General features: G+C 47.7%; 26 protein-coding genes. 8 read left to right on the plus strand and 18 right to left on the minus strand.

All coding sequences use genetic code 11. From position 1 onward, the window contains the following. Positions 1-12 precede the first annotated feature (12 nt). Positions 13-435: a hypothetical protein gene (locus TSUB_RS00560; protein ID WP_159064963.1), complete on the plus strand. Its 423-nt coding sequence runs from the start codon at positions 13-15 to the stop codon at positions 433-435. Here TSUB_RS00560 and TSUB_RS00565 read toward each other — a convergent pair. Continuing rightward, positions 413-1336, minus strand: a complete 924-nt coding sequence (locus tag TSUB_RS00565) for a lipid A deacylase LpxR family protein (RefSeq protein WP_087023331.1) — start codon at positions 1334-1336, stop codon at positions 413-415. The two genes, TSUB_RS00560 and TSUB_RS00565, sit on opposite strands and share 23 nt — an antisense overlap. A gap of 265 nt (positions 1337-1601) precedes the next feature. Between TSUB_RS00565 and TSUB_RS00570 the strand changes: the two genes are divergently transcribed. After that, positions 1602-2909 (plus strand): glycoside hydrolase family 18 protein, encoded by a 1308-nt coding sequence (locus TSUB_RS00570; protein ID WP_087023333.1) that lies wholly within the window; start codon positions 1602-1604, stop codon positions 2907-2909. Between the two features lie 50 nt (positions 2910-2959). Here TSUB_RS00570 and TSUB_RS00575 read toward each other — a convergent pair whose 3' ends face one another. Continuing rightward, positions 2960-3430 carry an HPP family protein gene (locus TSUB_RS00575; protein WP_087023335.1) on the minus strand — a complete coding sequence of 157 codons (471 nt, stop codon included), beginning with the start codon at positions 3428-3430 and terminating at the stop codon, positions 2960-2962. Between the two features lie 109 nt (positions 3431-3539). On the opposite strand from TSUB_RS00575, the gene TSUB_RS00580 reads away from it, so the two are divergent. From TSUB_RS00580 to envZ, 4 genes are all read left to right on the plus strand, one after another. Next, entirely contained in the window at positions 3540-4082 is a 543-nt protein-coding gene (locus tag TSUB_RS00580) for a TetR/AcrR family transcriptional regulator (RefSeq protein WP_087023337.1), read from the plus strand. 45 nt (positions 4083-4127) lie between these two features. Then, positions 4128-4604 carry a transcription elongation factor GreB gene (greB, locus tag TSUB_RS00585; RefSeq protein ID WP_087023340.1) on the plus strand — a complete coding sequence of 159 codons (477 nt, stop codon included), beginning with the start codon at positions 4128-4130 and terminating at the stop codon, positions 4602-4604. Between the two features lie 307 nt (positions 4605-4911). Continuing rightward, positions 4912-5631, plus strand: coding sequence for an osmolarity response regulator transcription factor OmpR (gene ompR / locus TSUB_RS00590; RefSeq protein WP_087023342.1), 720 nt, complete (start codon positions 4912-4914; stop codon positions 5629-5631). Between the two features lie 111 nt (positions 5632-5742). After that, a complete protein-coding gene (envZ, locus tag TSUB_RS00595) occupies positions 5743-7089 on the plus strand; it encodes a two-component system sensor histidine kinase EnvZ (protein ID WP_087023344.1) in 1347 nt (448 codons plus the stop codon). Positions 7090-7141: 52 nt separating this feature from the next. Here the strand turns inward: envZ and recG are convergent, their stop codons facing one another. From recG to TSUB_RS00640, 9 genes are all read right to left on the minus strand, one after another. Beyond that, entirely contained in the window at positions 7142-9211 is a 2070-nt protein-coding gene (gene recG, locus TSUB_RS00600) for an ATP-dependent DNA helicase RecG (RefSeq protein ID WP_192867862.1), read from the minus strand. Positions 9212-9379: 168 nt separating this feature from the next. Continuing rightward, complete coding sequence (trmH, locus tag TSUB_RS00605; RefSeq protein ID WP_087023348.1) at positions 9380-10069, minus strand: tRNA (guanosine(18)-2'-O)-methyltransferase TrmH; 690 nt, start codon at positions 10067-10069, stop codon at positions 9380-9382. Positions 10070-10154: 85 nt separating this feature from the next. Then, positions 10155-12260, minus strand: coding sequence for a bifunctional GTP diphosphokinase/guanosine-3',5'-bis pyrophosphate 3'-pyrophosphohydrolase (gene spoT, locus TSUB_RS00610; protein WP_087023350.1), 2106 nt, complete (start codon positions 12258-12260; stop codon positions 10155-10157). A gap of 17 nt (positions 12261-12277) precedes the next feature. Next, positions 12278-12550 carry a DNA-directed RNA polymerase subunit omega gene (gene rpoZ, locus TSUB_RS00615; protein WP_087023352.1) on the minus strand — a complete coding sequence of 91 codons (273 nt, stop codon included), beginning with the start codon at positions 12548-12550 and terminating at the stop codon, positions 12278-12280. Positions 12551-12602: 52 nt separating this feature from the next. Then, the gene (gene gmk, locus TSUB_RS00620; RefSeq protein WP_087023354.1) at positions 12603-13229 is read right to left on the minus strand and encodes a guanylate kinase; all 627 of its coding nucleotides are present in this window, start codon (positions 13227-13229) and stop codon (positions 12603-12605) included. 254 nt (positions 13230-13483) lie between these two features. Beyond that, a complete protein-coding gene (locus TSUB_RS00625; RefSeq protein ID WP_087023356.1) occupies positions 13484-14965 on the minus strand; it encodes an ABC transporter ATP-binding protein in 1482 nt (493 codons plus the stop codon). Then, entirely contained in the window at positions 14949-15788 is an 840-nt protein-coding gene (locus tag TSUB_RS00630; protein WP_087023358.1) for an ABC transporter permease, read from the minus strand. The genes TSUB_RS00625 and TSUB_RS00630 overlap by 17 nt, the downstream gene beginning before the upstream one ends. Beyond that, the gene (locus TSUB_RS00635) at positions 15785-16750 is read right to left on the minus strand and encodes an ABC transporter permease (RefSeq protein WP_087023360.1); all 966 of its coding nucleotides are present in this window, start codon (positions 16748-16750) and stop codon (positions 15785-15787) included. The genes TSUB_RS00630 and TSUB_RS00635 overlap by 4 nt, the downstream gene beginning before the upstream one ends. Then, on the minus strand, positions 16743-18275 hold the full coding sequence (locus TSUB_RS00640; protein WP_087023362.1) for an ABC transporter substrate-binding protein: 1533 nt from the start codon (positions 18273-18275) through the stop codon (positions 16743-16745). The genes TSUB_RS00635 and TSUB_RS00640 overlap by 8 nt, the downstream gene beginning before the upstream one ends. A gap of 259 nt (positions 18276-18534) precedes the next feature. Here TSUB_RS00640 and TSUB_RS00645 point away from each other — a divergent pair, with 259 nt between their 5' ends. Then, positions 18535-19239: a substrate-binding periplasmic protein gene (locus TSUB_RS00645; protein ID WP_159064964.1), complete on the plus strand. Its 705-nt coding sequence runs from the start codon at positions 18535-18537 to the stop codon at positions 19237-19239. Between the two features lie 148 nt (positions 19240-19387). Here the strand turns inward: TSUB_RS00645 and TSUB_RS00650 are convergent, their stop codons facing one another. Further along, positions 19388-21085 carry an anti-phage dCTP deaminase gene (locus TSUB_RS00650; protein ID WP_221274550.1) on the minus strand — a complete coding sequence of 566 codons (1698 nt, stop codon included), beginning with the start codon at positions 21083-21085 and terminating at the stop codon, positions 19388-19390. Positions 21086-21737: 652 nt separating this feature from the next. Between TSUB_RS00650 and TSUB_RS00655 the strand changes: the two genes are divergently transcribed. Further along, entirely contained in the window at positions 21738-22310 is a 573-nt protein-coding gene (locus TSUB_RS00655) for a recombinase family protein (protein ID WP_087023368.1), read from the plus strand. 101 nt (positions 22311-22411) lie between these two features. Here TSUB_RS00655 and TSUB_RS00660 read toward each other — a convergent pair whose 3' ends face one another. From TSUB_RS00660 to TSUB_RS00685, 6 genes are all read right to left on the minus strand, one after another. Further along, entirely contained in the window at positions 22412-22603 is a 192-nt protein-coding gene (locus tag TSUB_RS00660; protein WP_087023370.1) for a hypothetical protein, read from the minus strand. Between the two features lie 77 nt (positions 22604-22680). Continuing rightward, positions 22681-23277 (minus strand): YagK/YfjJ domain-containing protein, encoded by a 597-nt coding sequence (locus TSUB_RS00665; protein ID WP_087023372.1) that lies wholly within the window; start codon positions 23275-23277, stop codon positions 22681-22683. Between the two features lie 176 nt (positions 23278-23453). Continuing rightward, positions 23454-23681, minus strand: coding sequence for a helix-turn-helix transcriptional regulator (locus TSUB_RS00670; protein ID WP_246616382.1), 228 nt, complete (start codon positions 23679-23681; stop codon positions 23454-23456). Next, positions 23674-23889 carry a helix-turn-helix transcriptional regulator gene (locus TSUB_RS00675; protein ID WP_087023375.1) on the minus strand — a complete coding sequence of 72 codons (216 nt, stop codon included), beginning with the start codon at positions 23887-23889 and terminating at the stop codon, positions 23674-23676. Before TSUB_RS00675 ends, TSUB_RS00670 begins: the two co-directional genes overlap by 8 nt. Positions 23890-23999: 110 nt before the next feature. Next, positions 24000-24935 (minus strand): DUF6387 family protein, encoded by a 936-nt coding sequence (locus tag TSUB_RS00680; RefSeq protein WP_087023377.1) that lies wholly within the window; start codon positions 24933-24935, stop codon positions 24000-24002. Positions 24936-24942: 7 nt separating this feature from the next. Then, positions 24943-26175, minus strand: a complete 1233-nt coding sequence (locus TSUB_RS00685) for a tyrosine-type recombinase/integrase (protein WP_087023379.1) — start codon at positions 26173-26175, stop codon at positions 24943-24945. Positions 26176-26248: the final 73 nt, after the last annotated feature.

Here is a 26248-nt window from a genome sequence, read left to right on the forward strand (position 1 = left end):
GGTGAGGTAAGTGTGAATACACGTCCCTGTCTGGGGTTCTTGACAATGGCTTTGGCGTTGAGTGGATGTCAGACGACCCCGATTGATCTTTCATTGATTGAATACGGTGATGAGCAACAGCAGGTAATCATGATGCTGGGCGAGCCAGGTGACAGACAGTTTAATGGGCGGTATGAGGTTTACCAATATTGTACCGTTGGCGCTGGTATTGGTACGACGCGTTTTGACATGGTGTGGTTCTACGATGGCAAAGTGACAGCCATCAGTGACTACGAACTCGCCAATGCCCGCGTGTGTGAGCGCCACTATCGCGATGTCGATTGGCTTCAAGCGCCTGAGAAATCACGAGAGCCAGACCAGATCATTGAAGTCCGTGGTGAGGATAAGGCGCAAGTGCAGATCAATGTGCCAACTAATAGCGCCATAGAAAACTGAGTGAGGCAAAACCGTGACGAGCGCTTATGGCAGGAGTAAAGCCGACATCACCATAATTGACAGCCAGTGAGAGTGCGACCAGTTGATATTGGAAGTACCACCCCATGCTGTAACGTGTTTGCATCGACGCTAAACTTACATTGGAGTGATAGTCGAGCGAGCCTGTCAGGGTTTTATCCTCCATCACATACCATTGATGTATTCCAGCATAGAGAAACTGACGCAGAGCCGGACGATGGATGAGGTTGCGTATCCCATGTACGCTAGAAACATTGCCCGTTTCGACATCATTGCCAACCATGATTACGATCCCCGCTCCAACGCGTTGTATTGTTGTCCCCAATTCAGTCGCACCCTGTAAAGCAACATTGAAAGAGGGTGAATAGATGACCGGCGCTTCGAGTTCATAGCCAAGATTAATCAGCGGGGTGTTTTGAATCTGATGTTCCCACCCTTTCGGCGTTGTGGAGTCAGTCCATAGATGCACGCTACTTTGCGCACTTTCTCCCATCGCAGAGGGACCGAGTATGCCCACCTCTAACCAGTTGCTGGTCAGTAACGCGCCTTGCAAGGTCGACAAAGTAGAACGAACAGCCAGTGTGGCTGCATAGGGGCGATCATTGGGCTGAGGATAATCAAAGCGAATCTCAGCAGGCGTCCAGATTTTTTGCTGAAGTGCCCATTGATGGTAGTAACTATTGCCGGCAGGCATTAAAAAAGATTGAAAGAAAAGAGGCAGTGAGAAATCACTGGCACGTCGCTCATTGCCTCTCTCAATTAACAAGCCATTACTGTAATCCCCATCGGTGCCTAACAGAATGTCATTATCAAACTTCAGTTGCCAATTGGCGGAATGGCAGTACAGAGGCAGCATTAATAGCAGCAGTATCAAGTCTTTCATTTCACCTCCGCAGTTAACGATGACTCTCTCAGCATGAGAAAGCCTGGGTGAAAATGCCAGTAAAGGCCTGATTCGTCTTACAGCTTTGTGTGATTGATCGGTATTTGTTACGTATAAAGCTATGAAGTGGCTCGTAAAAATTTCCTCACTTTTCTAGCACGTTACAAGATATGAAGGTGCTTCTGATTTATATCAAAGCAAGGGTGTTAGGCTGATGAAGTTTTAATCAGTAACGTCACTCAGGTTGATATAACAAGGAGAAAATATGCGCGCACATATTCTAGCAGCTGCCGTGATGGTAGCGACCTCTGTGCAAGCGGCGGACGCACCAGTGGTGGGTGGTTACTTTGCTGACTGGCAATACACCAACGAAGCAAGTCCGTTTACGGTTCAGGACATTCCCGCGGAAAAACTTACCCACGTTATTTATGCATTTTTGAGTCTCTGCGGTCCGCATACAGGGGCATCAGAAGCTGTGCAGCAACAAGTTGCGACGGCGTGTGAAGGCAAAGAGCCGGGTACCGCGATTATTGTTGATCGCTTGGCAGCACTCGAGTACGACTTCGGCGATGTGGCCGCAGAGGTTGAGTATAAGGGCCACTTTGCCCAGCTAGCGCAACTGAAAGACGAGCACCCTCACCTCAATATTTTGCCTTCATTTGGCGGATGGACAATGTCTGAACCTTTTCATGCGATGGTAAAGTCGACTGAAGAGATGGACCGTTTTGCAAAAACCTCTGTTGAGTTGATTGCGCAGTATGACTTCTTTACCGGTATCGATCTTGATTGGGAGTATCCAGGAGGTGGGGGTTTAACGACATCACCTTGGAACCCTGATACAAAAATGAGTGATGAGCAGAAAGCCGCAGAGCGAGATGCCTTTACTTATCTTGTGAAAGCGATTCGCACCGAGCTGAATGGTTTAGAGAAGCAGACTGGTCGTGAGTATGAGCTTTCAACAGCGGTCGGTGTTGGACCTAAAGCGCAGCAAATTGATTGGGCGAATGCGGCACAATACCTAACGCATATGTTTGCCATGACCTATGACTACTTAGGTGGCTGGGGCACGCAAACAGGCCACTTAACCAATCTTCATACGACTGAGCGTAGTTGGTGGGGGATGGGCAGTGATGTCTTTATTCAGCAAATGCTCGATGCGGGTATTCCTCGTGAAAAATTAGTCTTGGGGGCTGCGTTCTACGGCCGTGGCTGGGAAGGGACGGAAAACTTTGACGGTAAGTTACCCACCTCTGATCTTACCTCGACAGGTGGCGCATCGTTCGGTACAAATCCGAATGAACCCGCCTACTTTATGTTCTGGGACTTAATTGCGAACTACACTGCTGAAGAAGGCTACCAGTATGGTTATGATGCCGAATCAGAAGCGCCATTCTTATGGAATTCTGAGAAGCAGGTTTACATTAGCTTTGATGATGTGCGCTCAGTGACAGCGAAAGCTAAATGGGCCAAAGCGCAGAACTTGGCGGGTGTCTTTAGTTGGGAGCTGTCAGGTGATCCAGAAAACAAACTCACTGAAGCAATGCACAATGTCATGATGGGTGAAGACAAATAGTCGTTTTTCACTTTTTGTCAGCGAGAAGAGGCGGTTATCCGCCTCTTTTTTTATTCAGGGGCCTTAAACCAAAACACTGGCCATGCTGCGCGATACAGTAAACGATGAAAAGCCAAGGCGATGATGACAAGCAACAAACTGCCAAAGAGGGCAGGAATCAGAATTGTCGTCTCGGCATGAGACATGAAAATGACCAGTGGTGTCGCGCCAGCGGGTGGGTGGATAACCTTCAAGCCTTGCATTGCGGCAATAGCGACGCCTACTGAAAGTACCATCGCGATACTGTTGTCGCCAAAGATCATCAGCATGCTGAGCCCGATGATGGCAGCGATAACATGGCCGCCTATGACATTTCTTGGTTGAGCGAGTGGGGAGGTCGCGGCTGCGAAAAGCAGAACGCAACTGGCGCCAAAGGGGGCGATCAGCAATGGCGTCTCTAGCCAGTGCCCAATCCAATAGAGGCTGCCAATGCCTAAACTTCCGCCGCAAAACCCTTTCAACATCTCTAACGCGGTCTTCATCTTCTATGCTCCATTAGTAAGGGAATGAATTGAGTGTGTACAGATCTGTTTCATTGCAAAGATGGAACAGATCTGTTTCACTGTCAACCTACTTATTCGAGGAGCGCTTATGGATACACGAATGCACATTCTTGATACTGCTGAATCTTTGTTCAATCAGCATGGCTATACCGCCGTCGGTGTGGATAAGATTCGAGATGAAGCCTCAGTGTCGAAAACGTCGCTATATCGTCACTTTGGCGGTAAGGAAGGACTGATCGATGCCGTCCTCGCGCGCAGACATGCACGGATGCTAGAAAGTATGAATGAGGCAGTTGCCCTTGCTGGCGACACTGTTGAAGCCAAACTCACCGCCTTACTCGATTGGCATCTTACGTGGTTTAAGCGTGACGACTTCTATGGTTGTATGTTTATGCATGTGTTGGGGGAAATGAAAACCCAGAGTGTTAGTAACAGCCATCAGGCCCAGCAGCATAAAATGGCGTTATCTGCGCTAGTGAGTGATATTTTAGGTGACGAGTATCAAGCCAACACTGAGTTTGTGATGATCTTTTTGGAAGGCCTTATCGTGCGTGCAGAGTTTGATACCTTGCCCTTTTCGCGAGCGGCCTACCTGCAAATGCTCTTTAAGAGTGCGTCAATCATTGAGTAACGGCTGCAACCGAAAGTTAGAAATTTGCGCTATGGAAAATGAGTTGTGAAGACAAAATTGATCACCCGCAAGGGCTACAATAAATTACGGGAAGAGCACGACTACCTCTGGAATGAACATCGCCCTGAGATCACCAAAGTGGTGCAGTGGGCGGCGAGTTTGGGCGATCGCTCAGAGAACGCTGACTATCAATACAACAAGCGTTTGTTGCGCCAAATTGATCGTCGTATCAGGCATTTAAGAAAGTGTTTGGCCGATCTTCAGATAGTGGATTATTCACCGCAACAAGATGGCAAAGTGTTCTTTGGCGCTTGGGTTGAGATTGAAAATGAAGACGGTGAAACTAAGCGGTTTCAAATTGTTGGGCCTGAAGAGATTTATGAGCGCAAAGATGCGATTTCTATCGATGCGCCGATGGCGCGCGCCTTACTCAAAAATAGTGTTGATGATGAGGTGGTGGTGAGAACGCCAGAAGGCTCGAAACTTTGGTTTATCAACAGTATTGAGTACGACGATGCTTAGTGCATGCTGAGCGAGTTCTGTGTGCGGCGTGAGAAAGTCAGGGCTTTGTCGCAAGACTTGAGCCTGTTGCAGGAGCTCGCGCCTAAAGAGACGGGGTTGTTACCCGTCAAAACCGTGAAACAAGTCTCAATTTCCCGATCTTTCCCGAAATTCAGGATGTTATAGAGTACGGAATAATCCCCCTTAGCCATTATCTTGCATCCAGTTGCGGTATACTCGACACAGCCCGTAACACTAATTTCTCTCGCGTGATGGCTTTTTTGGGTAAAATCAAGCCAGATGCAGAACTCGAGTGCAGGTAAGTAAAATGCAGGAAAATTTCAAAGTACTGGTTGTTGATGATGATATGCGACTGCGCGCGCTCTTAGAGCGTTATCTCTCTGAACAAGGTTTTCAGGTGCGCAGTGTTTCTAACGCAGAGCAAATGGACCGCCTGCTGTCCCGTGAAACTTTCCACTTGATGGTGTTGGATTTAATGCTACCAGGTGAAGATGGTCTTTCAATTTGTCGCCGACTGCGTAATGCCAATAACAACCTTCCAATTGTTATGCTGACAGCGAAAGGCGATGAAGTTGATCGCATTGTTGGCTTAGAAGTCGGTGCGGATGACTACCTGCCAAAACCGTTTAACCCTCGTGAGCTACTCGCTCGTATCCGTGCGGTTCTGCGTCGTCAAAACGTCGAAGCCCCGGGTGCACCAAGTGTTGATTCGAAGATTGTTGAGTTTGGTGAATTTCGTCTTAACCTTGGCACGCGTGAAATGTTCCGCAACGAAGAGCCGATGCCTTTGACCTCTGGTGAGTTTGCGGTTCTGAAAGCGCTAGTGACGAATGCCCGTGAGCCTATGTCTCGGGATAAGCTGATGAACATGGCACGTGGCCGTGAGTATTCTGCGATGGAGCGTTCTATCGATGTGCAGATTTCGCGTTTACGCCGCATGATTGAGGAAGACCCAAGTCGTCCTCGTTACATCCAGACAGTATGGGGTCTGGGTTACGTCTTTGTTCCAGATGGTTCAGACGTTTAAAACCCGCCGTAAACTTCAAAATGCCCGGTCGTTTCAGCCGGGCGTTTTTCTATTTAGAATGGGTGATTCTGTTCTTTCCAGTGAAGCACGCAGAGACAGGGAGGTGGGTTGATGCGTTTTCTACCCCATAGTACGTTCACTCGTACATTAATTATCTTAGCGGGCTTGCTCATCGCGAGTCAGGTTTTCTCTTACCTTACCGTGTTGAACTATGCTCTATTGCCGAGTTTGCATCAGTTCAATCGCATACTCGCTTACGAAGTACGCTTGATGCTCAATGAAGATGTAGAGCTAGAGAGTGGTGAGCTTGTCCATCTAGATACGCCGTTGCGTCGAGAGCTACTCGAACAACTCGGCGTGAGTATTCATCTCGATGATGACCCTTTGTATGCGGAATACCGTAATGCATCGCCAGTGGAGTTCTTAAGTCAGGAAATGAGTGACGAACTCGGCGTACCGACAGAGGTTAGGCTCGTCTTGGGTGCTGACAGTTACGTGCTATGGATAGATGTGAGTTCAATGCCCGATCAGTACCTTCGGGTGCCGCTCTCAGAACTTCAAGAAGATGATATTTCGCCACTATTTTATTACAGCCTGATCATCTCTCTGCTTGTCATCGCGGGGGGGTGGTTGTTCATTCGCTTGCAAAACAGACCTCTCATGGATCTTGAACATGCCGCTTTGCAGGTAGCAAAAGCACAGCACCCGCCACCGCTACCAGAGCGAGGCGCAACGGAAATTCGTTCTGTGACGCGTGCATTCAATCAAATGTCGCAGAGCATTAAACAGTTGGAAGAAGATCGCGCACTCTTGCTGGCCGGCGTGAGTCATGACATTCGCACGCCATTGACACGTATTCGCTTAGCGACAGAAATGATGTCGGAAGATGATGCATATCTAGCGGATAGCATTACGAAAGATACCGAAGAGTGTAATGAGATCATTGGTCAGTTTATGGCGTACTTGCGCTCAACCACTGAACATCAGATCAAAGATGTTGATATGAACGCCGTACTTGATGAAGTCACCGAACTCGAGATGCATAACAGCTACGATCACCGTTGTGAGATTGATATCAAGACACTGCCTGAAGGTGTGCGTGGTGACCCAACAGCAATCAAGCGCTGCATTACCAACTTGATTGTTAACTCTAAGCGTTATGGTGATGGTTGGGTGAAAATGAGTGCGGGCCTGAGTCAGGATCGTCGACAAGTGTGGGTGACGGTGGAAGACAATGGGCCCGGTATTCCAAGCGATCAAGTGGCTAAGATGTTCCAACCACTCACACGTGGTGATGATGCGCGCGGCAAGTCGAGCGAAGGCACTGGCCTTGGATTGGCGATAGTCAAACGGATTATTGACCAGCATGAAGGCAGCATAGAGGTCGCAAATCGCGACGAAGGTGGTTTGAAGGTGAAGCTAAAATTACCTCTCAAAAAGCGCGCAGATAAGCTGTAGAACGTCGCTCGTTAGTCACCAAACACGCATTCGAGTGTGTTTGGTGCATTGCTTACGCATTGGAGTAGTTTTCTCGATGTCCTAGCCAACGTTTGATAATGGCCTCGCCGTTGGCACGATGTTGTTGCCAGATATGGCGAGCAATATTCTGTACCTGAGGAATCATGTGTTGGTCACGGACGAGATCAGCGACTTTGAAGTCGGCAAGTCCGGTCTGCTTGGTACCGAGCAGTTCTCCGGGACCGCGAATTTCTAGATCGCGCTGGGCAATCACAAAGCCGTCATTACTTTCTCGCAGTACACCCAAACGTTTTTGAGCGGTATTGGAAAGCGGCGCTTTGTAAAGCAGCACGCAATGGCTGGCGACAGAGCCTCGACCCACACGGCCACGGAGCTGGTGGAGCTGTGCAAGTCCAAGGCGCTCGGGGTTTTCGATGATCATCAAACTGGCGTTAGGGACATCCACCCCGACTTCAATCACGGTTGTCGCGACAAGGAGGTGCAGTTCTCCCGCTTTGAACTGTGCCATGATGGCTTGTTTCTCTGCGGGCTTCATTCGGCCGTGAACAAGACCTATTTTCAGCTCGGGTAATTGCGCCGACAGCTCATCGGCAGTATCCGACGCGGCTTGCGCTTCTAGCACCTCAGATTCATCAATTAGGGTGCAGACCCAATAGGCTTGCCGCCCCTCATCAAGGCATGCACCGCGTACCCGATCAATGATGTCTTTACGACGAGTATCAGGAATGGCAACGGTTTGAATCGGTGTTCGTCCCGGAGGAAGTTCATCAATCACGGAAGTTTCAAGATCAGCGTAGGCCGTCATGGCCAAGGTGCGAGGGATGGGGGTGGCTGTCATAATCAGTTGGTGAGGAAACTGCGCATCCTGCATCCCTTTTTCACGTAGCTCTAAGCGTTGGCCGACACCAAAACGGTGCTGTTCGTCGATAATGACGAGTGTGAGATTGTGAAATTCGACTTGGCCTTGAAAGAGGGCATGAGTGCCCACCACCATTTTCACCTCGCCAGAGGCAATGCGGGCGAGCTCTTTTTCGCGCGCTTTGCCCTTCAGTTTTCCTGCCATCCAGCCTACTTGGACATCGAGAGGATTTAGCCAGTGGGCAAAATTGATCGCATGTTGTTCCGCGAGCAACTCCGTGGGTGCCATCAGTGCCACTTGGTAGCCTTGCTCAATTGCAGTGACTGCTGCTAGCGCTGCGACTAAGGTTTTTCCTGAGCCGACATCTCCTTGTACGAGTCGCATCATTGGGTGTGGTTTAGCGAGATCGTTTTCGATATCGGCCACGACGCGAGACTGCGCACCAGTGGGAGTGAAAGGCAACGCATCAAGCAGTTGCGGCTTAAGCGTTTGGGAAGCTGGGAGTGCAATGGCGCTATCTTGCTGGCCCTTACTGCGTACCGCGAGCATAGAGAGATTTTGCGCCAATAGCTCTTCAAGGATCAAACGTTGTTGTGCAGGGTGTCGGCCGCTTTCGAGATCGTCGAGAGAGATATCGGGTGTCGGGCGATGCAAGGTATGCAGTGCTTGATTTAAGCTGATCTGGCGGTTGTACAAACCTTCAGGGAGGAGCTCAGTGACAGCCGCTTTATCCAGTAAGCCTAATGCTTGATCGGTGAGGTTACGCAGTGTCTGTTGCCGTAAACCATCCGTCGTTGGGTAAACGGGCGTTAACGTTTCTTCAAGGCGAAGTTCGGTAGGCTCGGAGAAAATGCGGTACTCCGGGTGATTGATTTCAACCCCAAACTTACCGCGTTTAATTTCACCATAGGCTTTGACTCGGCGACCCTCAGCAAAGCTGTTTTTCATCGCGGCATTGAAGTTAAAGAAACGCAGGGTCAAGGAGCCATTGCCATCACTGAGTCGCACGGTCAACATACGACGACGGCCCATGCTCACTTGGCAGTCCATCACTTCACCGCTGACGGTGACATGTTGGCCCGGCATCACTGAGGCAATGGGATAAACGCGGGTGCGATCCTCATAGCGTAGCGGCAAGTGAAAGAGCAGATCTTGTACCGTAAAAATGCCAATGCGGTGCAGTTTTTCGGCGACTTTCGCGCCGACACCGCTCAAGCTAGTGAGCTCGACCGCGTTTAACATTTCACTGTGACCAAGAGATGCTGATTGGTTTTGCATGATTGCGCCTTGCCGCCTGCCGTTATCTGTAGTCAATATACTGTACGGCCATACAGGATGCAAAGGCTCAAGACGCGATAAACGTAGCAGGGCAACGCATTTAAGTGAACACGGTAAAGAGAATTGAGCGGGTTATTTCCCCGCTTGCATGGCTGCCCACCAGGCATCATCCGCAACGATTTGACCTTGCTCATCAATTTGAGGGTAAGGCAGCCCTTTGCGTTTGGCGACTTTCGCCAATACAGGATGGCCACGTTCAAACAGGGTGCGATTTATCTCTTCTGCCGGAATGGCACTGATGTCATTGTTATACATGCCTGCTTGGTCACGTTGACGTTGTGCTTCATACAAAATCAATGCACTGGCAACCGAGACATTTAGCGACTGCACCATGCCTACCATGGGAATAATGATATCCTGGTCAGCCATAGCGAGTGCTTGTTGTGAAATGCCCGTTTTCTCATTACCTAGGATAATCGCCGTTGGTTTGGTGTAATCAATCTCACGAAAATCGACCGCGGTATCAGAGAGGTGGGTCGCCAAAATCTGCATGCCTTGTTGCTTGAGTTCGCCGACTGCGTCCGCCATCGTTGGGTGTGTTTGTACTTCGACCCAATTACGTGCGCCTGCTGAGGTGTGGCTAAGCGTTCTCATCTCTTCCGTTGGCCACACGGCGTGGACACGGTGCAAGCCAGTCGCGTCAGCGCTGCGAATGATGGCTGACACATTGTTAGGTTTGTGGACTTCTTCAAGGCAGACGGTGAGGTCAGTTTGGCGGGCTTTCAAAACCGCTTGAATGCGGGCAAATCTTTCTGGACTCATGGTGACTTCTCAAACAAAACGCCCCAGCTACTGCGTTTGTGAACGCGGTATCAGGGGCGCTTAATACTAACTTATTGTTACCGAACTAGTTCTTCTGACGCGATACCTTAACGATATTCGGCATCACTCGGATGCGGCGCATGATATCGGCTAACTGAATCCGATCACGTGCGGTAAGACGGACGTTGACGACATAAAGTCGGCCGTCTTTCTCTTCCGTCGCGAGACCGTGAATATTCGAACCGGTTTTGGCAATGGTATTGGTCAGATCAGCAAGGGCACCTTGGTGGTTGTTCACCTCAATCCGCAAGACAGTGATGAACTCTTGCTCTGTATCTTCACTCCACTCGACCGCCATGTACTTATCCGATTCGCGCTGATAGCCACGGATATTGGCACACTCTTCGCGGTGGATAACTAAGCCCCGTCCCGGACTAATATGGCCGATGATCGGATCGCCTTTAATCGGGTGACAACAGTTGGCATAGGTCAACAAAATGCCATCAGCACCACGGATAGGTAAGCGGTTCTCTTCTGGACTGGTTAACTCTTCAGCATTGCCGAGCAGACGACGAGCGATAACGATACTCATGGACTCACCGAGACCGATTGATGCCAAGAGGTCATCCATGGTGTCGAGTTTCAGATCACCTAACACGATAGAGAGGTTATCTGGATCGACTTCATCAATTTTGGTTTCACCCAAGGCATGATTCAGCAGACGACGTCCCAGATGGATAGACTCTTCGCGGCGCATCGTTTTCAGTACTTGACGTATCTTGGTGCGCGCACGCGAGGTGACAACATAGTTTAACCACGCGGCATTCGGACGGGCACCCGGTGCGATAATGATATCAATGGTTTGACCGTTCTTAAGCGGCTTGCTAAGCGGATAAGGTTGACGATCAACACGACAACCAACACAAGCATTACCAACATCGGTATGTACTGCGTAGGCGAAGTCGACCGCCGTCGCGCCAACAGGAAGCTCAACAATGCGCCCTTTTGGCGTAAAGACGAACAACTCATCGGGGAAGAGATCAGATTTAACGTTCTCAATGAACTCGAAAGAGTTACCCGCACTTTGTTGAAGCTCAAGCAGGCTTTGCATCCAGCGTTGGGCTTTGACTTGTGCTGTCGTTCCGCTGTTTCGATCGCCGTCGGACTTGTACACCCAGTGCGCGGCAACACCGCGATCTGCCATCTGATCCATCTCTTCAGTACGGATCTGAATCTCGACAGGTGCACCATGCGGGCCAATCATAGAGGTGTGCAACGATTGATAACCGTTTGCTTTGGGTACCGCGATGTAATCTTTAAAACGCCCCGGGCGAGGTTTGTAAAGCGTATGTACCTGACCCAGCACGCGATAACAAGTATCGACACTGTCCACAATGGCGCGGAAAGCATAGATATCCATGATACTGTGGAAGCGCTGCTCTTTACTCTTCATCTTGTTGTAGATGGAATAAAGGTTCTTCTCACGCCCAAACACACGGCCTTGGATTCCTGCATCATTCAGACGACCTTCAATCTCTGAATGGATGCGAGTGATCATCTCTTTGCGGTTACCACGCGCGGCGGCAACAACCTCTTTAAGGACTCGATAACGGTTAGGATAGAGGGCTTCAAAGCCGAGCTCTTCTAACTCTACTTTAATGTTATGAATACCAAGGCGATGAGCCAGAGGAGAGAAAATTTCAAGGGTTTCACGGGCAATTCGGCGCTTCTTGTCTGGGCGTAAGGCGCCCAAGGTGCGCATATTGTGCGTTCGGTCTGCCAGCTTGATGAGGATAACGCGGATATCTTGCGTCATCGCCATGATCATTTTACGGAAGTTTTCGGCTTGCGCTTCTTTTCGGTCACGGAATTTCAGTTTATCGAGCTTAGAGACACCATCTACGAGTTCAGCAACGGTTGAGCCAAAACGCGCATCTAAGTCTTCTTTGGTGACTTCGGTATCTTCGATAACATCGTGGAGAAGTGCTGCTTGTAACGTCTCGTGATCGAGATGCATTTCCGCAAGAATACGGGCAACCGCAACAGGATGGATAATGTAAGGCTCACCGCTAGAGCGGAACTGGCCTTCGTGGGCATCGCGCGCGACGAGATAAGCCTGCCGAAGAGCCTCTACTTGAGGCTCTGACAGGTAATCGACTGCGACTTCTTTCAGGCTTTCAAACCAAGACAAATTGCCTGCTTCCTGAATTAACGATCGCCAGCAATAGAGCTCACAGCTGCTAGTTCAGCGGCTTCCTGCTCTTGTTGCTCTTGACGCTCACGTGCATCAAGGACTTCCTTGTTGATAAGACCTTCTTCGATTTCGCGAAGGCTAATAACGGTTGTCTTGTCGTTCTCTTCTGGAACCAGTGGATCCTTGCCACCAGTCTGCATTTGACGAGCGCGACGCGCAGCGACCAATACTAGGTCGAAACGGTTACCAATTTTTTCAACAGCATCTTGAACAGTTACGCGTGCCATCGAGGACTCCAGTGGTTAATTAACGAATAAGAGGAAAATTGTACAAAATTGTTTAATCTTCTGCCAGTAGGCCTTTTAGCATATCTGCATGCTTTTCAGCTTGCTTGTGCTGACCTAAGCGCTCGGCACGAAGGACGGCTTTCATATCCATCACCGCGACATCAAAATCATCATTTACAATGACATAGTCATATTCATTGTAATGTGAAATCTCAGAGCGCGCTTCTGACATACGTTTTGCAATCACTTCAGCGCTGTCTTGACCACGGGCATTCAATCGGCGCTCCAGCTCAACGCGAGAGGGGGGCAGAATGAAAATGCTGCGTGCTTCTGGCATTTGCTCACGGATTTGACGAGCACCTTGCCAATCAATATCTAAAAAGACATCGATGCCTTTCTCAAGGTTGTCTTCAATCCATGGGCGAGAAGTACCATAGTAGTTACCGAATACTTCTGCATATTCCAAAAACGCGTTTTCAGCGATCAAGGCTTTAAATTGCTCTTTGGTGACAAAGTTGTAATGCACACCGTCTTCTTCACCAGGGCGTGGGTCGCGTGTCGTGTGCGATACGGACACTTTCATGGCATAAGTCGGGTTCTTTTCCATTAAAGCGGAAATGATGCTCGATTTGCCAGCGCCACTTGGGGCAGAGACGATATAAAGAGTGCCTTTACTCATTGTGTTGTTCACCAAGTAATAGAGGGTCGCGCAGGGTATCATGATCTGCGTAAAAAATGAATCCGATGTTTGATCAAATTTTCATCTCACTACGATCTTGGCCTTTTTACCAGTGTAATCGATGCTTTGGCTCAGAACTGTGTCAGTTTGGTGATGAAGAGTAAAAAAACCGCTACCTTCCTTGGTAGTGGCGTGTTGTGAACAGCCGTGCGATAAGGCTTTTGGGTGTATTTTAAAAGGCCGTAATCAGTAAACTAGTTGGTTGAGAGTGATAATGCCTCAGAGGCCAAGGCCTGATCGCTTTGTGGGGTGAGATCGATGACTTGGTCACAAAGTGCGTTGAGTGCCGCTTTATCGTGACTGATTAGAATAAGCCCACACGCCTGTTCAGTGGCGACGTCGACCAGTAGCTGCAGGGTTTCCATCGCAGTAATGGGGTCGAGGCGCGAGGTAGGCTCGTCAGCGACTAACAACTTAGGCCCCATGAGTAGCGCGCGCAATATGGCAAAGCGCTGCAGTTCGCCTCCGGAGACATTGACCGGTGTTCTAGCCAGTAACTCCTTGCTGAGGTTCAATCTCGTCATCAAGGCACTCTGACGGCAGTGCTCAAAAGGTTTGAGCTGCTGAATATCATCCAAGAGCTGTTGTAGTGTGACTTGATGAGCAAAGGCACTGGGTGGGTCTTGATAGAGCTTCAGTGCTTCACCGCGTTTTAAATCTTGCCCCAATACCCCTTCTTGAGGGGGGAGCTGTTTGAGAAGAATGTCGGCGAGTGTCGATTTCCCACTCCCACTGTCGCCACTCAGCCCTAAGATCCCACCTTGATGCAGTGAGAAACTCAGCTGCCTGAACAGAGTCTTTCCTCCACGAGCCATACCGATGTTTTCAGCAATCAGCAGTGGTCGCGCGCTTTTAAGCGTATTTTCCGGATTTGGGCGCTGAAGGTACGCCGGGGTCGCAGTGATTAAGGCTTTTGCATACCTTGATTGCGGAGAGGCAAAAAGCTGCGCTGCGGGTTGGCGTTCCATGATTTGACCGCGCTTCATAACAATGACTTCGCCACCTAGCGCTTTCGCCACCTCAATGTCATGGGTAATGGTTAGCAAGGCACCTTTCTTGCGATGGCGTTGCAGTAGGCTGATCACTTGATCGCGGCGACTGGCATCGAGTCCTTTGGTTGGTTCGTCTGCAATCAATACCTCCGCACCAGCCTGTGTGGCACAGAGATAGGCGACGCGCTGCGCCATCCCGCCAGAAAGTTCAGACGGGTACTTATCGCCATCATGCTCGAGTCCAAATTGGCTTAACTTGGTATTCGCATCATCACGTGCTGCCGAAGCTGGCGCTTTAAAAAGTAATTGATCAACCTCGGCGATTTGTTGGCGTGCTGCTTTGACTGGGTTTAATGCTAGCCAAGGCTCCTGTGGCAGCATGGCAATTTTGCGTCCCCAGAGCTGCTCTAACTCATTACGAGACATCTCCGCTTGCGATTGACCGAAGAGCTGAATATCGCCCTGTTGCTGCAAGCTCGTTGGCAAAATACCGACGATGGCTTGCGCTAACAGGCTCTTGCCTGAACCGGTTTCACCTAAAATGGTGATGGGTTGATGCGGCAATAAGGTCAGTGATAGCGGCGCTAACAGACATTTTTTACCTGCGTGGATGGTCAAGTCAGTGACGGTTAACGAAGCGTGTTGCGCTGTTTCCGACGCAGGTGCATTAGTTTGCAATGTCATTGTCTTCTCCCTGAGTGAGCAGATAGAAACTGAAGACCAGTAACATGATGACGATGATCGGCTGGAGTAACACCCAAGGGGCATCTTGGTAGTAGCGGAATAACTCCACCATCATGAGGCCGAGTTCGGCATGGGGTGGACGTAGACCGACATGAAGAAAGCCGATTGAGGCGAGTGCCAAAATCGCATTACCCGCACCAAAACAGGCAAGGACCAAGACATCACGACGGCAAGCAGGCCACAAGTGACGCTTGAAGATGTACCAATCGCTGAAACCGTACAGCTGCGAGGCTTCGACGGCCGGCGAGTTCACCGCAGTGCGCGCATGGCTGCGAACAACGCGAAAGTACTCAATCGAAAGTATTAAGGAGATTGCCATATAGAGAATAAGGAATGAGCCGGGAACAATCGCGCCAAACAGCAGCACCAATACCAGCCCGGGCATGGCGAGAATGACATTGACGGCAAAGGAAAAGCTGCGATCCCACCAACCCTGTTTCCAACCTGCCAGTACCCCAGCGCTAATACCCAGTAGGGCAGAGGTGATAACGCTCAAGACCGCCATGCTGAGTGACGTGATGATGGCGTCGGCTAATCGGCTGACATTGCTGCGACCAAACTGATCGGTACCTAGTGGCTCTTGCCAAGTCGGTGTTGCAAACGCATTACTTAGGTTTTGTAGGGCTGGATCATAGTTAAAGCACAGCGCTTCAATCAGCAGAAAAAGTCCAAAACTACATAAAATCGCTAGCCCAATGCGCTGGGCGTGTGTCAGGGTTCGCCACAGTGATGTTGGCGCTACGACGAAGGATAAGGATGTCATGATGAAATCTCCTCCGTCTTGGTGGAATGGCCTCGACGCTGCCGAGGGTCAAGTGCGTAGCCGGCGAGGTCGACTAAGGTATTGATGGCGACAAAAAGCAGACCCATGATGAGGGCAGTGCCTTGAATCATCGGAATATCGCGTTGAAAGATGGCATGAGCGAGGGCGTGGCCAATGCCCGGCCAAGAAAATAGCGACTCTATCATCACAATACCTTCCACAAGGCCCACCGCCTGAATGCCGACGAAAGCCACCACAGGGATGGCGATATTGCGTTGCGCATGATGCTCAAACGCTTGTGTTTCTGATAGCCCTTTTAAGCGTGCAAACAGATAGTAACCACTGGTGAGGGCACGCTGTGTCGCATTGCGGATCACACGGTTTGACATCGCGGCTAATCCGAACGCTAAGGTCACGGCGGGCAAAACAATGTATTCACTACTGCCAAATCCGGCGACAGGTAGGACGCGTAGATGAATTGCGAAGAGAATTATCATCAATAAGCCAATCACAAACACAGGTTGAGCACGAAGCAAAACTGAGAAGAAGAGGCCAAATTGATCGCGTTTGCTCCCGGCGCGTTTGCCACAGTAAACCCCGATAGGTAAGGCGATAAGCAAGGACACTAACGTGGCGGCGATGGCAAGCATAACGGTGTGGCCAAGCTGGTGGTATATCTCGCCGATGACGGGCGCATCACTCACTAGTGAGCGACCGAGGTCACCTTGTACAAGATCAAGTAGCCATTGCCAGTAGAGTTGAAATGCTGGACGGTCTAAACCGAGCTCAGCTTCTACGGCAAGTTTGGCGGCTTGGTCAACGTAATCGTAGCCATAGCGTCCCGCGGCTATCCGATAAGCAATATCGCCAGGCAGTAAACGCATGGCGATAAAGGTGATGGTGCCGACTGACCAAGCGACAAAAGCCGCTTGGCACAGGCGCCGAAACAGGATGTTAATCATTGAGTGTCATCTCTGAAAGGCGATAGTTGATCTCAAAAGGATCGAACGTGAAGTTATTGACGCGCTGGTTAACAGCCACCAATTGGGTGTAGAAAGTGATTGGAATCAGTGGCATTTCGTCGGCCAAAATTGTCGCGATTTGCTGCGCTTGCTGTTGATATGCCGTTTCGTCTTGCTCCGTTGTGATGGATTTGAGTAGCGCTTGCATATCGGTTGATGACCAGTTCATCGGTCCCCAATCACTGCCTTCGTGGCGGGCGAAATCATTGAGCAAAATGCCGAGAGGGTTGGCTATGGTGCCAAAGTTGCGTGCAACTAATGCAAGTTCCAAGGTGCCATCATGGTGTTTGGCAGGAATGGCACTGGAGTTATCAATGGAGATTTGTAAATCGATACCCGCTTCACGCAGTTGCGCTTGCAAAGCTGTGGCGATAACCGGGAGCTCAGGGCGATCAGAATAGGTGGTGAGATTGAGCGTAAAGGTTTCACCATTGCGACTCATGATGCCATCTTCATTTTTCTCCCAACCTTGACCAATCAGCAGTTGCTGTGCTTTGCCGAGATCTCGGCTACGGCTGGCATAGCTATCAAGATGCCAATTGCCGAGAGCGGGTGGGAAGAGCTGATAGGCTTCTGCACCGGGTACACGAACAATGTGCTCGGCGATGCCACTGCGATCGATCGCGTAGCTGATGGCTTGACGGATCTCAGGGCTGTTCAACAAGGGGTGTTCGTTGTTGACTTTGAGCAGCACAGTACGAGGGATAGAGCGCATGTGTACCGTAACATTGGGGTTTTCTTGCAGGTTGTCGATACTGGCAGGGTCAAGGGTGTAGACAAGATCGGCCTGTCCACTTTCAGCTAGTAGCGCTCGGCTTTCAGAGCGGTGTCCCGCTAGATAATGGACATGTTCAATGGTGGCGTTGTCTCCCCAATATTCATCAAACCGAGAGACGTGTGCTTTGTGCGGTGGCGTCAGTGCGGTGACTTGGTAAGGCCCAGTCCCATAGAGGGTGCCAATCGTACCATCTGCATGGTAGGAGGCGGGCGCGGCTATTGCCATGGTGTAGTGCGCTAAGACAGAAAGTAATGGGCGATACGGTTTGGTGAGTTGAATAACAACCTGACCATTTTGCTCTGTGATCGTGTCGAAGGGGACGTGCTTAATGACACCGGGTTTGGTGCGGGCGCGTTCAATGGCATCAATCACCGCGGCTGCATTGAGTGTATCGCCATTGTGGAATTTTACGTTGTCTCTGAGGGTGAAGGTCCAAGTCAGACCATCATCACTCTGTGTCCAAGCGGTCGCAAGTTGTGGAGACAAGGCGGCATCATCTTCAATTCGGATGAGGGATTCGACAACTTGAAGTCGCGTAAAGAGGTAGCCATTTTTAGCTAAGTCTTGGCTGGTGAATTCGAAGGGGCCGGACAGGTTCAGGCTGTTGTCTACGGTCTTTGAGGTATTTCCCCAATAGAGCCACGCCGCCAGCACGACTGCAATGGCGAATAATCCTTTTTTAAACATGGGTCAGTTATCCTGATTATCGATAGAGTTATCATTGTGATGTTATATTATTACGCTACATCAACTACTAAATGATAACAACTCTCATGAAATGGATTTCGCATGATTGATTCAGTGCCTGAATGTTAATTTTTCTCATCACTACAGGCGCTGTGCTCGGTCTTTTGACGAATTTTTCCGTGAGCCAGCCTCTCGGTTTAAATTGCGTATAGACTGAAACAATATGCACTATGCAATGTGTTTTTTATGGAGAGATGCGATGAGGCGACTTGGGTGGGTGTGTGGTTTGGCTGCGATGTCGTGGCAACTGCAAGCGGAAATGATTGTATTGGCCTCTCACCACTTTCCACCCTATGCCGCTTACGATGAGGGGAAAGAGGGTTTAGTTGCCGATGAATACTTCCGTGGCATCGCGGTAGATAGAATTCGTTGCATCTTTGCTGGGTTACCACAGAAATTAGAGATTCAGGTGATGCCATGGACCCGTGCCCAGCATGCCGCCAAACTCGGTGCGGTGGACGGTTTCTTTGTCAGCTCACGCAATGAGGAAAGGGATGAGTTTGCGACATTCTCATCACCTATTGCGGAGCAAAAATGGCAGTGGTACTGGTTGGAAAATAATCCACAGCAGCCGGACAGTGTTGCATTCAAGGCACAAGCAATTGGGGTGTTTCAAGGTTCCAACATGCAGGCATGGTTAGAATCTGAAGGTTACCAAATACAGAGTAACCCGGTCGACACCGAACATCTTATCAAGCAGCTACTGCGTGGCAGGGTGGAGGTGATTCTCGCGAACAACTTGGTGGTTGAGCAGATACTGGATGAGTGGCAAGTCGCAGATAAGGTCGCAACGCAAGTCGCGTCAGTCCGTCCTTTGGGGGTCTATTTCACCCATGAGATTCAGTACGCCCACCCGAATTTGCTCAGTCGCTTTAACGCACGAGTGGAGAAGTGCGCAAACTAAAAAGGGAAGGCATTTCGCCTCCCCTTAGCTCACCGACAAGATAATCCGGTTATTCAATATTCTGGATCTGTTTGTCGAGTACAGACCAAGGATCCAATAACCACGGGCTTTCATGAATGATGGCACTGTGAACAATTTATTTTTGTCATCACTTGCTGACTGACAAATTAAGGTTGGTGTAAGTATTATTATCAATAGTAGCTTGGTACTCCCTTACAACCCTATCTTCATAATCTCTATAACTTTCTAGAAGTTGAAGATCGATTTGTAGACTGTTTTGAGGCTCATATTGATAGGCTCCTCCTTGCTCATCTTTTCTATCATTTTTACTAAAGAAAAACTTTTGATATCTGCGCGGTGATACTCCTTCAAACATCTGAAAAATAACTTTATTTGGCTCGCTTCCATTGACACTTTCAGCTATTGCATCATCATGTAAGTCGAGGGCAAGGCTCTTATCGTAAGGTTCAATATAAATGACTTTATTTAGGCCGGCAGCAACGATATGTCTAGCGCAATTATGGCAAGGGTAGGTAGTTGTGTACATCGTTCTACCCACAGTTGATTCGCTTGTTAGTCTAGCTAAAGACGTAATAGCATCCATTTCCGCATGGATTGCCCTAGAGAATTCGATAAGTGACCCCAATGAGCTACTTTTACTGAATTCAGATACAGTGTCGCTAAGCCATTGCTCAGACATGAAAGCTTCTGATTTTAGTGAGTTAAGTATTGTTTTTATTGAGCTTTCTTCTATGTTTGAAGAGCTGGTTAATTGAGATATATAAGAGTCAGAGTTTGTTAATGATTCAATTCTCTTACTGATTCTGTCTTCTAGAATAGAAGTGATTTTATTCGATATTTTTTGTTTGTGGTAATCGTTGTAGCATTTACCACCTTTGTGCACACAGCGGTAGTCTTTGTCTTTATCTTCAAAAAGATATAATCCACCTCCAGCTTTGGGAACATCATTTCTTCCCGTAGCAAGTATGCTGCCCTTGTCACTTAGAATTGCAGCCCCAACTTGCCTAGATAGACAACTCGACTGCAACGAAGCACTGAATGCCGCATACATCCCCTTCTCATCAATACTAGGACTTATCCCTATTTGGCCATGAATTAAGCCTATAAACCTGTTTAGCTTGTTCTTTAGTTCGGCAAGATGGCTATGGTTATTTTTTATGAAGTAATCAGCATCAAGGATTGTTTTAGCTGTTTGCTGGCCTGTTTTTTCATTGGAGGCCTTATCTTTGTGGATAAGCCTGTCAATTTGCTCTGGTTTTATACCTTCATCACGTAGGTTTCGTTTTCTTTCAGATAGCTCTCTTAGTGAGCCAACAAGATAGAAGTTATTTTGATATACCAATCTTAATAGCTTGATTTCCTGAGGGTTTTTGAGTTGATCGATAATGAATGCTGCACGAGGGTTGTCTAAATCATCTATTGGTTGAGTTTTAGGCTTCTCATTGTGACGAATTTTAGCAATTTCTTTGATGGCTGCTTCCGCAAGTATGCTTGCTCGATATCCAGAACTGGAGCGAAGTGCATCTCCAAGATCTTGGAAAAAATCATATCTTTTAAATGAGTCTTTAGGTGCTTTTTCATTTGTGATTTCTTGAATAAGATCACTAACTAGGATGTGGTGAGTTGTGTAACCATGTTCAGTAAGAGATTTCTCAAGTGTACATCTCAGAGATTTAACTCCTGAACCAATTGCTCCACATAAACCAATGACAATATCTTTCGATTGACGTTTTGAAATCAGACCGATTGGATCATCTGAGGAACTTGAATTTCGTTTAGATGAAGGTGTCTGAGCGGGGTGTTTTCTTTGTGTGGATGGGGACATATGCTCTTCCTTGAACTAATCAGCAAGAGCATATTATACATCAGGTTGAGTATTTGAGTGTGATTTGCTACCAAGTTTGCTTGTTAGCACGAGCTAATATGGCCTTCATAGCCTCATCATCGTTTCGCTTGGCTACGTAGCCTTGTAAGCAAGATACATTGTTAGTTTTAGTAGAAGCATTATATTTTGGGGCGCTTTCGCATGCCTTTACACTTGTGCTTCTTTTTGAGTCAAATTTATAAATCATCACTATACCCTCTCCTATGCCGCGCACATTCTACTCATTTTTTGATCACTTTCAATGTGAGTTATGCTTAAGCATACAAGTCCATTTAGTATTCGAAGGTTTGTAGATCAGTTACAAGTCCAGTATTAACCACGATCCATACATTGGCTAGGACTAACTTTCTTTTTTTTGATACAAGTGATGTTGTTGCATATTGTTTTACTCCTGTCCAGAAGAAAGCTTAAATTTGTGCATCAGTGTATAAATCTTCTCAAAAGTTAGAGTTTGGAGGTATCAAAAAACATCCCTTTAATGATGCCACTCTATTTGCTCGAAAATGGGTATCATAAAAATAGCCTTGCAAGTAAATGATACCGACCATAAAATGATACCACCTTTTTGATACCAACTTGAGATACATAGATAATGACAGGCCGTATATTTGCCTATTGCCGTGTTTCAACTATCGAGCAAACCACAGAAAATCAAATTTTAGCTATTCGCAATGCAGGTTATGAAGTTGCTGACAATCGGGTTATTTCTGAGACGATTTCTGGTGGTGTGCCGGCAATGAAGCGACCAGCATTCAAAACGCTGGTGGAACACAAACTTGAGGAGAATGATGTATTGGTAGTACTAAAACTAGACCGCCTTGGTCGTGATAACATTGATGTTCAACAGACGGTTAGTGCTCTTTCCGATAAAGGCGTTAATGTAGTGTCGCTAGACCTTCCTGTTCCTGATCTAGCAAGTTCAGAAGGCAAGTTAATGCTTCAAATGTTTTCAGCATTTGCAGAATTCGAGCGCAACCGAATTCGCGAGCGCACGCAAGATGGGTTAAACCGTGCGAAGGCAGAGGGGAAGAAGTTAGGGCGACCAGCAGCTAAAGGGACAACCGTCAGTGTGCAAGCCTGTAAAGCTAGTGGTCTTTCACAAAAAGCAACAGCGAAGCAATTGGACATTGGAATTGCTACAGTCAAACGACATTGGAACAAGTAGTGCTGGGGTTGGATACAAAAGCTGATAGAGGGACAAACACTTTACGAATATGGTAGTTCCAGTATTCTTAACAATGCTTGTCCCAGTGGTTATTAAGTTACTTAAGATTTGAGGGCAAACTGGAGACGCTCATTCCCATCCCCTATCCCGACTGAAATCATTCCTTTGGCTGCAAAAAAGTCATTCTTCGTCGGCTCTCGCCCCTCATTGTACCGTTTATCCACAACCCCAACGATATCAAGGTATCCCTTTAGTTTTTGGGGCAGGTCATTCTTAGTTTGTTTGTTGCTCATAAAACAGCTCCTTATATTCATGTAATGATTGAAATTAAGGAGTGAGAGAGTGTTTTATTGCTGCACGTTGAGACTCACTAATGTGAGTGTTTTGCTCTTAACCGGCTGCATCCGTATGCTTTAGTGTAAGAAGGAAAGCGTTCTTTACCCTCACGCTTTGCCATATAGCTCAAGCGCATACGAATAGCTCTTAGTTCTCTACCATCATCGTCATTGCGCACATGATAGATACGGTTTCTAACTCGAAAGCTAAAGTTGTCAGGATGGAGGTTTTCCCAATAAGTTTGAGTGATAATATCTACCAGCTTGCTGCGTTGACACTTGTGCCCATTAAGCATTATCGCTACGTGGTAATGCTGAGAGTCGGCTTTATCTTGTTCACGAACCCAAAAATAACCAACTTTGGTGCCATAGTGGCTTTGAAGCTTGGCTTTCAACTTAGATAACATATTTGTCAACTGCCTACTACTTGGCGTGTATGTGGCTTGGTGTAACTGGAGTAAGATGACAGTGACCTTGCTATAGTAGCTGCGCATGATATCAAGCTGCTCATATGATCGAGCCAAGATCTCTTTAATAACCCCACTAGATCTATAGAAGATAAGTTGGTGACTACTATCGTATTGGAAGTACGCCAAATATTTTTTTGAGGGGTGCAGTATAATCTGGCACATACACTATATATCACCTGCAATTTTAATTGGCTATTTTGCTTTTCAGCCAATGGAGGAAAGAGCTTGGTGCCAAGAATTCCGACTATCACAAAGATGCTCCTTACCTGCAAACTACGCCAAAAGGCGTCATTTAATTTCAAAAAATAGGGAACTGCTAGCTCCCTTCGGTATTGAGATTAGTTGTTAGACTGTTGATTTAACCAATTCACTATTGTCGGCATTAGCCACCCGCCAACATTACCTTTTGGGGTGCGCATGGGTTGGGGGAGGCGACCATCCTCAATCATTCGCGATATTGTCGATAAGCTGCGACCTAGTAGTGTCGCTAGCGCTTTTTTTGAAATGATGTGGTTTTCGCCACCTTTGGTCATCTCTCGGCTGTAGTCATAGGGGGGCTTATACATAATCTTGGGCCTCACTTTGGGCGTCGACCCACTTCATAATCTCTGATAATTTCCAGACCACGCTTCTGCTGCCTCTCAATCTAGTACGTTTTGGAAATAATCCTCTTTTTTCTAACTTCCACGCTTGAGTACGGGATACTGAGGTTATTTGAGCCCGCTCATGCTCTTTGATAAATCGATCTTGTTGTATGAGGTTTGTGTTTGTCATCACATGACTCTCTTTGTTTCTGTTTACTTGAGGTCATGATGCGCTACGGTGATGAGTTTGTCGGGGGCAAAAAATAAAATAAATTCGCCCCTGACAAGTGAGGGTATATGCTATACGAGCAACTCTTTTCGAGCGTTACGAAGTAGGGCCTCCATGTATTCGCTGTTCAATAACTTCTTCTCGTAGGTTTTTTTGCGCCACTTTTTGATTGTCTCCCCATCCAAGTCTAATGGTGCAATGACTTCTGCAATTTGTGGATCTGTTAACTCCCAAAGGTGCCTAGAGTCTGGCTGTAAAAATGGGGAACAGCCTTCTTTATAAGCTTGGATTTCAGTGGCGGTCATTTCAGGTTGAATGCGGTAAATGAGTAAGTCTAAGTATTGGAGTGCATACTTATCAGTGAACGTTGATAGTGACTTGTTATTACGAGCTTTTTTTGCTCCGTCTGGCTCTGGAATACCTGTTATTTTCCTGATTTTTGGCAGTAGAATAGCTATCTCATCTAGGATCGTATTGTTTGAAGTAGAGAGGTCTACGGACAGGAGTAGCTGCTTACCATTAAGTTCGACTGGACAAAGGTTCTCATGCCTATTGAGGATGATTTGGTTTTCCGCGGTGCAGGCTTTTATTTCATTGAGCGACGCCGTGTCAGGGGTATCGATTAGCTGATTTCTAAAACACTCCGCCAATTTATATCGCATCGTGAGGTTAGCAGCTTTTTCTACGGAGACATAAGAACCTTGCGGCTTAGTTTCATCGCTGGAAAGACTTGTTAGCTTTGCGTTGCCAGTTCTGCATGAGTGTTTCCAAGTCAGCATTTCTCTGCCATCTGGTGGACTAACGTAAAGCTGGCCGAAAGTAAGTGTTTGTAAGATGTGCAGTCTAATCTCGAGCTCGTGAATGAAGCTTGTGGTGTCTATCTGAGAAATGAAGCTATAGTCACGCTCTGAGAACCAGTTCTTAATTTGCTCAAAGGCTTTAAGGCACGGAGTGCTAATCAGCTTCTCTGTCAGTACAGCGTGCTTATTGAAATAATTTTCGTTCATATGGGTTTTAGACTAAATAGGTGGCAAGTTTTTCTGCTAGCTTATTCAATGCATCACGTCGCTCAGCAAGGAAGTCGTGGCGGTCATAGATACCCTCAGTACTACTATGATTTTTCTTTAGCTTGTGGTTTAGGCAACGTTCTGCAATATCCCCCGGAATTCCAAGGATCGATAGATGGGTACGGAATGTACGCCGTAAATCGTGAACAGTGAAGTGTTCTACACCAGCCATGCCGAGATAGTTAGGATAGGGCTGTTTGTTACCATCTACCTTTTTACCAAATAACTTAGCTAGAGCATGGTTCAATGTGTCATCAGAGATATATCCTCTACGCTTGCTGGCCCTTCTGGCAGGAAAAACGTAATCCGAACCGCATGCTCGAATCCTTAGCTCTTCAAGCCATGTGAGTGCGAGCTCTGGTAACGGAATAGTGATAGCAGTACTGGTTTTGTTTTCTGCTGGCATATGCCAAAGACCTTTTTCAAGGTCAAAGTCTTTCCATTCAGCAGAGGTTAGCTCAGTTTTGCGTGGACCAAGGCAAAGTAGCAGGCAACAAGCTAGGTAGTTTTCCCGAGTGAAAATGTCTTTGTGCTGCCTGAATGTGGCAAAGGTTTTGTGGATATCGTTTTCAGTAAGGAAGCGGTCGCGTGAGTCCTGAACGCCACCAGCATCACTTTGTGTGAAAGGTTGAGCAGGATTAAAGACAATAAGGTTTAGCTTCACAGCATGGTGAAACATCTGCTTTGCATACATCAGTGTCTGGTTGGTCGTAGATGGGCGTCCAGACTCGCTAACCCTAGCGATAAGGCTACGTATATCTGTTGGGGTAACATCAGTTACCGCAAATAGACCAAGGATGGGCTTTATCTCTCGTGTGTAGATACGTTTGGGTATTTCCGGATGCTTCAGTCGCTTTAGAATGTCATGTTCAAACCAATCTTCAAACAGCTCATTGACGTTATTGATGGCAATTTGATGCTGATTTTTTACTCTTTCGGCTTTTGGGTCTATCCCATCTTTCACCTTTGCCAAAATGTCGAGAGTGAGACGTTTAGCATCAGCAATGGAGCACTTAGGGTAGGGATGAGGCAGAGCTATTTGCGCTCGCTTGCCAAACAGAGTGTATCTCACCACCCATGAAGGCCTTCCTCTTGCAATACGGAAGGTTAAGCCTGTATCGACTGTAACTCGTATGTCTTTCTTTGCCTTAATCAACGCATCTAATTGTTTATTATTCATGATGTTATTCCGTAGGTGGTGACACAGGGCCATTCTTGATGGCGATTTTTGAATATCTATCGTCTTGTGTCAC

Source organism: Thaumasiovibrio subtropicus (genome assembly GCF_019703835.1).
Classification (GTDB): domain Bacteria; phylum Pseudomonadota; class Gammaproteobacteria; order Enterobacterales; family Vibrionaceae; genus Thaumasiovibrio; species Thaumasiovibrio subtropicus.